Genomic DNA, 9,583 nt, shown 5'->3' on the forward strand with positions numbered 1-9,583 from the left:
TAATGTTGGATGTTAACCGCACTCGTCATTGATGATGAACAGTTTGCTCGTGAAGAGCTAGCAGAGTTACTGGATGAAACAGGCCAAGTTGAGGTCGTGGGCGATGCCTCAAACGCAATCCTTGGCCTAAAAAAAATCAATGAACTTAAGCCTGATGTGGTGTTTCTCGATATCCAAATGCCTCAAGTCACGGGGATTGAACTACTTGGGATGCTTGATCCAGAAACCATGCCTTATGTGGTTTTTGTCACGGCTTATGATCAGTATGCGATTCAAGCATTTGAAGACAATGCCTTTGATTACTTGCTCAAACCTGTCGACCCATGCCGGTTAACTAAAACGGTCAAACGACTAAACAAAGTCATTAGCCAATCCGCCCTAACGCAACAACTGTCTGCTATTACGCCTGACACTTTAGATCAGATACCGTGCATCGGACACAACCGCATCGTTATCATGGCCACCGACACGGTGGAATGTGCTTACAGTGATATCAGCGGCGTACATGTACGCTCCACCAGCCAGACCGCGAGCACCCAACTGACATTAAAAACGTTGGAAGAGAAAACCACTCTAGTCCGCTGCCATCGTCAATACTTAGTCAGTATTAAAGCGATTAGCGAAATCAAGTTACTGGAAAATGGGTTAGCGGAAATCATCACCAAAACAGGCTTTGAGATACCAGTAAGCCGCCGCTACTTAAAGGTGCTCAAAGAGATGCTCGGCATTAGCCACTAACACAAAAACTTCACACATCATCGCTGAGTTTCCGCTAGCGTATAAATAGGACGCTCTGAAAAGACGAGGCGATGATGTATAAAGTTTTATTCATATGTAAGCACAACGCTGGACGAAGCGTCCTCGCGGAGTCAATCGCAACCAATATCCTGCCAGCAGATTTTAGTGTCACCAGTGGAGGCTCACATCCCACAGGCAAGGTGCACCCAGTGGTGCAAAAATATTTAGATGACCACCGACTCCCCATTCCGCATATCCACACGCATTCATGGGAGGAGCGAACTCAGTTTCTTCCCGACATCGTTATTATTCTCTGTGATTCTTTACATCAAGAAACCGCTCCTCAGTGGCTTGCGGGGGGCGTTCGAGTAAACTGGCAAGTTGATGCTTTTCCGACCTATGGTTCTGATGAAGACATGTACGCACATTGCGAAAAGGTTGCTCAATCGCTTGAGCGAAGAATCACGAAGATGTCTGATATGATTATCGATGGTTTAGGAAAAGACCAAATTCGTGATTACCTAAATGAGTTAAGAGAGATGTAAAAAAGGCGACCCACAGGTCGCCTTTTGAATATTCGATAAATAGAGACTAATCCACTTGCTTGATTTGAAGTTCTTTAGGTACTTCAAAGAACATATTCTCTTCACGGCCAAGTACTTCATCAACCGCTTCGGCACCAACGAGTTCTTTGATTCGCTCTAGAATCTGATTAACGAGCTCTTCCGGAGCAGATGCTCCCGCAGTCACGCCGACCTTTGTTTTGCCTTCGAACCACTCAGGTTTGATATCTTCCGGACAGTCGGTTAAGTAGCCAGGTGTCCCTAGCTTTTCAGCTAGCTCTTTAAGACGTGTAGAGTTTGATGAGTTTTTAGAACCCACCACAACCATCACATCTACGTCACCAGCTAGTTCACGTACGGCATCTTGGCGGTTTTGTGTCGCATAACAGATATCGTCTTTACGTGGACCTTGGATATCTGGGAACACGCGGCGTAGCTCTTCGATAACATCGGCAGTTTCATCGACAGAAAGCGTCGTTTGGCTTACGTAATGAAGATCGGATGGATCTTTCACAATCGCCTTCAGTTTCTCAACATCGGCTGGAGTTTCAACCAAGTACATACCACCGGTTTCACTGGCGTATTGCCCCATCGTACCTTCGACTTCAGGGTGACCTGCGTGACCAATCAGAACCACTTCCATATTACGACGGCTCGCACGCGCCACTTCCATATGCACTTTGGTTACTAAAGGACACGTTGCGTCAAATACGGTCAAATCACGCTGCTTGGCTTCCTGACGAACTGCCTGCGATACACCATGAGCGGAGAAAATCACAATGTTGTTGTCTGGCACTTCGTGCAGTTCTTCAACGAAGATAGCACCACGCTGTTTTAGACCTTCAACCACAAAACGGTTATGCACCACTTCATGACGCACATAAATCGGTGGCTGATACATCTCTAGCGCACGCTCTACGATGCTAATCGCGCGGTCAACACCAGCACAGAAACCACGTGGGTTAGCTAACAGGATTTTCATTTCATTGCTCATGGAAGTTATCTTTTATTTGGTTCGCTATTCTACTGACAAAATTTCAACTTCGAAAGTCACGTCTTGTCCCGCTAGAGGATGGTTGAAGTCCACAGTGACTGAATCGCCTGCAATCTCTGTAATAATGCCCGGGATTTCCATGCCATCAGGGCCACTGAAGGCCATGATTGTACCAACTTCCACTTCTGCATCACCTACAAATTTAGTGCGATCCATATAGTGAATATGATCAGGGTTTGGCATACCAAACGCGTCTTCTGCCTTTAGCTCAATCGCTTTTTGTGCGCCTGTTTCGAGGCCTATCAAGCACTGCTCAAAGTTTTCACTCAAGCTGCCATCACCCATAACAAATTTCGCTGGTTTACCCATGTTATGAGTACTATCTGCAACCGATCCGTCTTTCATTTTAATCGTAAAGTGAAGGGTTACTACCGATTCATTGGTTATTGTTGTCACGTTAATGCTTCCTTGTTCTTGGGTTATTACGCTGTCAGCTTGGTCTTTTTATACATTGATATGCTGATTGGCGCTCCAACATAATAAAAAGCGTCGCTCGAATCAACGGACGACGCTTAGGGTTATTCGATATATCGCAAAAGGTTACTTGTTAGCGTCTTTTTTACGGAAGCCATCCAGAATAATCATTGCCGCACCAATACAGATCGCCATGTCAGCAAGGTTGAATGCTGGCCAGTGGTAGTTACCCCAGAAGAAGTCTAGGTAATCAACAACAAAGCCATGAACGACGCGGTCAAACACGTTGCCCACTGCACCACCAATAATCAGTGCATAAGCAATGTTGTTCCATTTTTCTTTTGCTGGAAGCTTGCTCATCCAGTAGGTCAAAAGACCCGTCACAACAAACGCGATACCTGTAAATAACCAACGCTGCCAACCAGCTTGATCGCTCAAGAAGCTGAAAGCGGCACCGTAGTTATGAACGTAAAGTAGGTTGAAGAATGGCAACACCTCAATTCGGTTTGCCCATCCGTAGCCCATGTTGTCCATCACCACCAATTTGATGCCAATATCTGCAATAAATACCAGAATTGCTAACCACAGCCAGCGAACTCCAGATTGCTTTAACGTCAGTGCTTTTTCACTCATTACTTTACCTACAAACAGCCCCAGTAAATACTGGGGCTGTTAATTTTAAAAAAAGTTCAGTCGTTCTAGGCAATTACGCGAATTTACGTACTTCACCTTCGCCGTCTACGTTAGACACACAACGACCACAGATCTTCTCGTGACCTTCAATTGTGCCTACGTCTGGCGTGTGGTGCCAACAACGGTCACACTTCTCGCCTTCAGCTGCTGCTACTTCTACAAACAAGCCTTCGATATCCGTCGCTTGTGCTGCATCCGTCTTCTCACCTAGAGGCTTAACTTTCGCAGCAGATGTTAGTAGAACAAAGCGCAGTTCATCTTCAAGTTTGTTGATCTTCGCCGCTAGTGCGTCATCAGCAAATAGAGTCACTTCAGCTTGTAGTGCACCACCAATGGTTTTCTCTTTACGCGCATCTTCTAGAAGTTTGTTTACTGCACCACGAACCGCTTGGATCTCAGTCCAGAATTCGTTGTTCAGCTCTTCACCTTCAGCAAGACCGAATAGACCGTCGAACCACTCACCAGTGAATACGAACTTGTCGCGCTCGCCTGGCATTTCGTTCCAGATTTCATCTGCAGTGAACGACATGATTGGCGCCATCCAACGAACTAGCGCTTCTACGATGTAGTAAAGTGCTGTCTGACAGCTACGTTGAGCGTTGCCGCCACGTTTTGCTGTGTACTGACGGTCTTTAATTACGTCTAAGTAGAAAGAGCCCATTTCGATTGAACAGAATTGCATTAGACGCTGAGTTACACCGTGTGTGTTGTACTCTTCGTATGCTTTAACAATCTCTTCTTGTGCTGCTAGTGCACGACCAACTGCCCAGCGATCTAGCGCAACCATCTCTTCAACAGGAACGATGTCTGTTTCAGGGTTGAAGCCGCTCAGGTTAGCTAGGAAGAAACGCGCTGTGTTACGGATACGACGGTAAGCATCTGCGCTACGTTTTAGGATTTCATCAGAAACCGCAACTTCACCAGTGTAGTCTGTTGAAGCAACCCATAGACGAAGAATGTCAGCACCTAGCTTGTTAGTTACGTCTTTTGGCGCAACCACGTTACCGATAGATTTAGACATCTTACGACCCTGACCATCAACCACGAAACCGTGTGTCAGTACTTGTTTGTAAGGCGCTTCGTCTTTCATCGCGATAGATGAAATTAGAGAAGACTGGAACCAACCACGGTGTTGGTCAGAACCTTCTAGGTATAGGTCTGCACTATTGCCGTTGTACTCTTCACGAGCATCAACAACAGAGAAGTGAGTGACACCTGAATCGAACCATACGTCTAGCGTATCTAGCACTTTTTCGTATTGGTCAGCGTCAGCACCTAGTAGTTCAGCTGCATCGGCATCCCACCATGCTTGAATGCCTTTCTCTTCAACCAGCTTCGCGACTTTCTCGATCAGCTCTAGCGTGTTTGGATGAAGTTCTGCTGTTTCTTTATGAACAAACAGAGCAATTGGCACACCCCAAGTACGTTGACGAGAGATACACCACTCAGGGCGACCTTCGATCATACCTTCGATGCGGCTTTGACCCCACTCAGGCATCCACTCTACATTCTTGATTGACTCTAATGCTTTAGCACGTAGGCCAGCTTGATCCATAGAAACGAACCATTGAGGTGTAGCACGGAAGATGATTGGAGTCTTATGACGCCAACAGTGTGGGTAGCTGTGCTCGTAAGCGTGGTGGTGTAGTAGTGCACCTTTTTCTTTTAGTACTTCTACTACTGCATCGTTCGCTTTAAATACGTGCTGACCAGCAAATAGCTCTGTATCTGGTAGGTAAACACCGTTTGAGCCAACTGGGTTTGCTACTTCTAGGTTGTACTTGTTACCAACCGCGAAGTCTTCTTGACCGTGACCAGGAGCAGTGTGAACAACACCAGTACCTGAATCAGTCGTAACGTGATCGCCAAGAATCGCCGGTACAGTGAAATCGTAGAATGGGTGTTGGAATTGAGAAAGCTCTAGGTCCGCACCTTTAGCAAAGCCAAGGTTGTGGAAGTGCTCGATACCCGCACGGTCCATTACGTCTTTCGCTAGCTCAGCAGCAACGATGATACGCTCAGCGTTGTCGCCTTCTGTTTGGATAAGCACGTACTCTAGATCATCACGTAGACATACTGCGCGGTTTGCAGGCAGTGTCCAAGGTGTTGTTGTCCAGATAACGATAGATACGTCACCGTGACCTTCATGACCTTCTGTCAGTTCAAATTTAGATAGCAGTGCTGTTTCGTCAGCCGCTTTAAAACGAACGTCGATAGATGGTGATACTTTATCTTTGTATTCTACTTCCGCTTCAGCAAGAGCAGAACCACAGTCTGTACACCAGTGAACAGGTTTGAAACCTTTTAGCAGGTGACCATTGCTTGCGATCTTACCAAGAGCACGAATAATGTTCGCTTCAGTTGCGAAATCCATAGTGCGGTATGGCTTGTCCCACTCACCCATGATGCCAAGACGCTTGAAGCTCTCTTTCTGACCTTCAACCTGACCTGCTGCGTATTCACGACATTTCTCGCGGAATTCCGCTGCTGTCACTTTTTGGCCTGGCTTACCTACTTTCTTCTCTACCATTAATTCGATTGGTAGACCGTGGCAGTCCCAGCCTGGGATGTAAGGTGCGTCAAAACCTGAAAGTGTTTTGGATTTAATAATAATGTCTTTAAGAATCTTGTTTAGTGCGTGACCAATATGAATGTCACCATTTGCGTAAGGAGGGCCATCGTGCAATACGAATGACTTTTTGCCTTTCTTAGCTTTACGGATTTCACCGTAAAGATCTTCTTTGTACCAACGCTTAAGCATTTCTGGCTCACGATTGGCCAGGTTGCCGCGCATTGGAAACCCTGTTTCAGGTAAGTTCAGGGTATCTTTATACTCACTCATCGATTCTTAATTCCGTTATATTGGGCGAAAATTAGACATTATGTTGAACGGTGGAATAAACCGCTCAACGCTTAAGCTGACGCAGCCACACCCTTGCTGCTTCAGCATCCAATTCGATTTGTTGTTTAAGTGCTTCAAACGACTCAAACTTTTGCTCATCTCGAAGTTTATGCAAAAGTTCCACTTCTAGTTGCTTGCCATATAAATTGGCATGAAAGTCGAATAAGTGCACTTCTAACTGTTGGCGAACACCATTGACGGTTGGCCGTTGACCAATGTTAGCGACGCCACCAATCGGCTTATCTCCTAAGCCAAGCGCTTGAACAACATAGACTCCGGAAACCGGAGAAACACAGCGTTTCAAAGGAATATTTGCAGTAGGGAACCCAATGGTTCGACCTAGCTTTCTTCCGTGAGAAACACGACCGCTGATGCTGTAGTTTCTTCCCAGCATCTGTTGCGCGGAATGCAAATCGTCACGCGCCAGCGCTTGACGGATAGCCGTACTGCTGACACGTAATTGTTGTAAACAAAAGCTCTGGGTACTTACGACGTCAAAGCCGTATTTTTCCCCTGCTTCCTGCAGCATTGCAAAGTTACCTGTACGGCCTTTGCCAAAGCAGAAATCATCACCAACGACAAGAAACTTAACACCCAAACGCTCGACCAACAAGTCACGGATAAACTCTTCCGCGGTTAAACTTGCAAAATGGCGATTGAAATTGACACACAGTAAGCGGTCAATATCGAGCTTACTCAATTGCACGAACTTATCGCGTAATCGCGTCAACCTTGCAGGTGCCTTGTCTTTGGCAAACAGCTCCATCGGCTGAGGTTCAAAGGTCATCACAACAGAAGGCAAGGATAGCCTGTCCGCTTGCTCAGACACTTGCTGCAATACTTGTTGATGGCCTTTATGGACACCATCGAAATTGCCAATAGTCAGCACACAACCATGATGTCGCGGGTTGATATTGTGAATGCCTCTAATCAGTTCCATTGGATACTGCTTTCTGCCTCTGTTTTACTTTACACTGTGTGAAACTGACGGATTATATACTAATCACCCTCAGTCTGTCCCAGCTTTTAGGTCTTTTAAACGCGCACCAGTTAAAAATAGAACCACTAGGTAAACCACGGCTCCTAAACCGATCAACATCCCTAGCACCGCGCTTCGGTGAGCAAAGCTCCAGCCCAGCCATACTGACATATCTTCCAGTTGCCATAAGATTGCCGCCACCATCGCCGCGCCAGCAATAGCTAAACGTATAATAAAGAAGACGGTTCGCTTAGTGATTTGGTATACCTCTGCGATGTGCAGGCCACGATACAGCAGTGCCATATTCACAAATGCCGATAGTGCTGTCGCGATAGCCAAGCCAACGTAGCCATAGAAGTACGCAAAAATTGCATTAAATACCATGTTGGTCACCATCGCAATGATGCCATATTTCACTGGCGTTTTGGTGTCTTGACGCGAGTAATAACCCGGAGCAAGCACTTTAATCAGCATAAAGTTCAACAAGCCTGAAGCGTAAGCAAAGAGTGACAATGATGCTTGATGTACGTCTTGTGGCGAAAACTCACCTCGCATGAATAACACCATCAACATAGGTTTTGCCAGTACCATCAAACCAAGCATTGCAGGAAGGCCAAGTAAGATCACCATGCGCACCCCCCAGTCCATGGTTTGTGCGAATCCTTCATTTTGTGCGTCAACATGTTTGCGTGATAATGCTGGTAAAATCACCGTTGCAATAGCAATACCAAACAGACCTAACGGGAATTCCAACAAGCGATCTGAATAGTACAACCAACTGATCGAACCGGTTTGCAGAAAGCTGGCAATAAAAGTATCAAACAACAAGTTGATTTGGCTTACCGACACACCGAACAAAGCAGGAATCATTAAGGTTCGGATCTTCACCACGCCCGGATCGCGCCAGCCCCATTTTGGCTTAACCATAACCCCCGCTTTAATAAGGAAAGGGATTTGAAATAAGAACTGAACCAAACCACCAAGGAAAACACCGATGGCAAGACCAATCTCTGACTGTGACATCTGCGGCGAGATAAACCATGCTGCCAAAATGATCATTACGTTGAGGAAGACGGGAGTAAACGAAGAAACCGCAAACTTACCTAGTGTATTAAGAATGGCTCCCGATAGGGCAACAAAAGTGATGAACCATAAATAAGGAAAGGTAATCTTGAGCATCACGCTAGCAAGTTCGAACTTCTCAGCCGCGGGACCACCATGCATCCAGTCTAGGAACCAACCAAAACCAAACAGTGCAGTCACCACACCGGAACCTAGAACACCTAAGATGGTAACAATTGAGACTATCACCCCCAACGTGCCCGCTGCACGAGCAATGAGCTCCCGAGTTTTATCCATGTCGCCTTGAGCATGGCTTTCCGTTAAAACGGGTACAAACGCTTGGGAAAAAGCACCTTCAGCAAACAAACGTCGTAAAAAATTAGGAATTTTATTGGCGAAGAAAAAGACGTCTGCGCTTGCTCCTGCCCCCATTAAATTTGCCACTACAACATCACGAACTAGGCCAAGAACGCGGGAAATAAATGTCATAGCACTGACGATCATGCCAGACTTGAGTAGTCGTTTACTCACTGTAACCTCGGAATATCACCATAAGACAGCTAACCCTATACTGTTTCTCTGACAGGTGCTGCAAATAGACGTCAAAAATCTATCCGCGGGTTGTAAGGAATAAGTGTGCCTTTCGCGGATAATTATTAGCATTGGTATAAAAATGCTGTTAGAATCCCCGCCATCTTAACCGCGATAACCTCTCTTACCAAAATTTGTTTTGGCTTAGATCGGTTTTTGCACAAATCATTTGACATTTAAGCGCAAATGAGGGATATTCCTCGCCCTTAAATTGTCACAGAACTAAGTTTTTGGGAGTTAGACCCTTGGCAAATAGTAAATCTGCTAAGAAGCGCGCTATCCAAGCTGAGAAACGTCGTCAGCACAATGCTAGCCGTCGCTCAATGATGCGTACTTACATGAAGAAAACTGTTGCTGCTATCGAAGCAGGCGACAAAGAAGCTGCAACTGCTGCATTCGCTGTAGTTACACCTATCCTAGACCGCATGGCAACTAAAGGCCTTATTCACAAGAATAAAGCAGCTCGCCATAAGTCTCGTTTCGCTGCACAAATCAAAGCTCTTTAATAGAGTCCTGATTTTACAGTGAAGAAAAAACCGACCTTGTGTCGGTTTTTTTATATCTACAAAGTTTTCTTAGTAAATTAC

9 protein-coding genes are annotated in these 9,583 nt (G+C 45.8%); 3 read left to right on the forward strand and 6 right to left on the reverse strand.

Annotated features, from left to right (window positions below; genetic code table 11):
• Positions 1-9: 9 nt before the first annotated feature.
• Entirely contained in the window at positions 10-738 is a 729-nt protein-coding gene (btsR, locus tag KJB35_RS26730) for a two-component system response regulator BtsR (protein WP_213908273.1), read from the forward strand.
• 71 nt (positions 739-809) lie between these two features.
• Complete coding sequence (locus KJB35_RS26735; RefSeq protein ID WP_054576673.1) at positions 810-1,283, forward strand: low molecular weight phosphatase family protein; 474 nt, start codon at positions 810-812, stop codon at positions 1,281-1,283.
• A gap of 46 nt (positions 1,284-1,329) precedes the next feature.
• Here the strand turns inward: KJB35_RS26735 and ispH are convergent, their stop codons facing one another.
• From ispH to murJ, 6 genes are all read right to left on the reverse strand, one after another.
• Complete coding sequence (gene ispH, locus KJB35_RS26740) at positions 1,330-2,295, reverse strand: 4-hydroxy-3-methylbut-2-enyl diphosphate reductase (protein WP_005381920.1); 966 nt, start codon at positions 2,293-2,295, stop codon at positions 1,330-1,332.
• Between the two features lie 24 nt (positions 2,296-2,319).
• The gene (fkpB, locus tag KJB35_RS26745; protein ID WP_005381922.1) at positions 2,320-2,751 is read right to left on the reverse strand and encodes an FKBP-type peptidyl-prolyl cis-trans isomerase; all 432 of its coding nucleotides are present in this window, start codon (positions 2,749-2,751) and stop codon (positions 2,320-2,322) included.
• A gap of 144 nt (positions 2,752-2,895) precedes the next feature.
• A complete protein-coding gene (gene lspA, locus KJB35_RS26750) occupies positions 2,896-3,402 on the reverse strand; it encodes a signal peptidase II (protein ID WP_005381924.1) in 507 nt (168 codons plus the stop codon).
• Between the two features lie 73 nt (positions 3,403-3,475).
• A complete protein-coding gene (gene ileS, locus KJB35_RS26755) occupies positions 3,476-6,304 on the reverse strand; it encodes an isoleucine--tRNA ligase (protein WP_213908272.1) in 2,829 nt (942 codons plus the stop codon).
• Between the two features lie 64 nt (positions 6,305-6,368).
• Positions 6,369-7,304, reverse strand: coding sequence for a bifunctional riboflavin kinase/FAD synthetase (ribF, locus tag KJB35_RS26760; protein ID WP_213908271.1), 936 nt, complete (start codon positions 7,302-7,304; stop codon positions 6,369-6,371).
• 69 nt (positions 7,305-7,373) lie between these two features.
• Positions 7,374-8,936: a murein biosynthesis integral membrane protein MurJ gene (gene murJ, locus KJB35_RS26765; RefSeq protein ID WP_054701712.1), complete on the reverse strand. Its 1,563-nt coding sequence runs from the start codon at positions 8,934-8,936 to the stop codon at positions 7,374-7,376.
• A 305-nt stretch (positions 8,937-9,241) separates the two neighbouring features.
• Between murJ and rpsT the strand changes: the two genes are divergently transcribed.
• Entirely contained in the window at positions 9,242-9,502 is a 261-nt protein-coding gene (gene rpsT / locus KJB35_RS26770; RefSeq protein WP_005381938.1) for a 30S ribosomal protein S20, read from the forward strand.
• Positions 9,503-9,583: the final 81 nt, after the last annotated feature.

The organism is Vibrio sp. D431a (assembly GCF_030248655.1).
Classification (GTDB): Bacteria; Pseudomonadota; Gammaproteobacteria; order Enterobacterales; family Vibrionaceae; genus Vibrio; species Vibrio alginolyticus.

What these genes read in the sequence shown, in the direction of transcription:
- btsR (WP_213908273.1), top strand. Translation starts at nt 10, where the DNA reads ATGTTAACCGCACTCGTCATTGATGATGAACAGTTTGCTCGTGAAGAG.
- KJB35_RS26735 (WP_054576673.1), top strand. Translation starts at nt 810, where the DNA reads ATGATGTATAAAGTTTTATTCATATGTAAGCACAACGCTGGACGAAGC.
- ispH (WP_005381920.1), bottom strand. Translation starts at nt 2,295, where the DNA reads ATGAGCAATGAAATGAAAATCCTGTTAGCTAACCCACGTGGTTTCTGT.
- lspA (WP_005381924.1), bottom strand. Translation starts at nt 3,402, where the DNA reads ATGAGTGAAAAAGCACTGACGTTAAAGCAATCTGGAGTTCGCTGGCTG.
- ileS (WP_213908272.1), bottom strand. Translation starts at nt 6,304, where the DNA reads ATGAGTGAGTATAAAGATACCCTGAACTTACCTGAAACAGGGTTTCCA.
- ribF (WP_213908271.1), bottom strand. Translation starts at nt 7,304, where the DNA reads ATGGAACTGATTAGAGGCATTCACAATATCAACCCGCGACATCATGGT.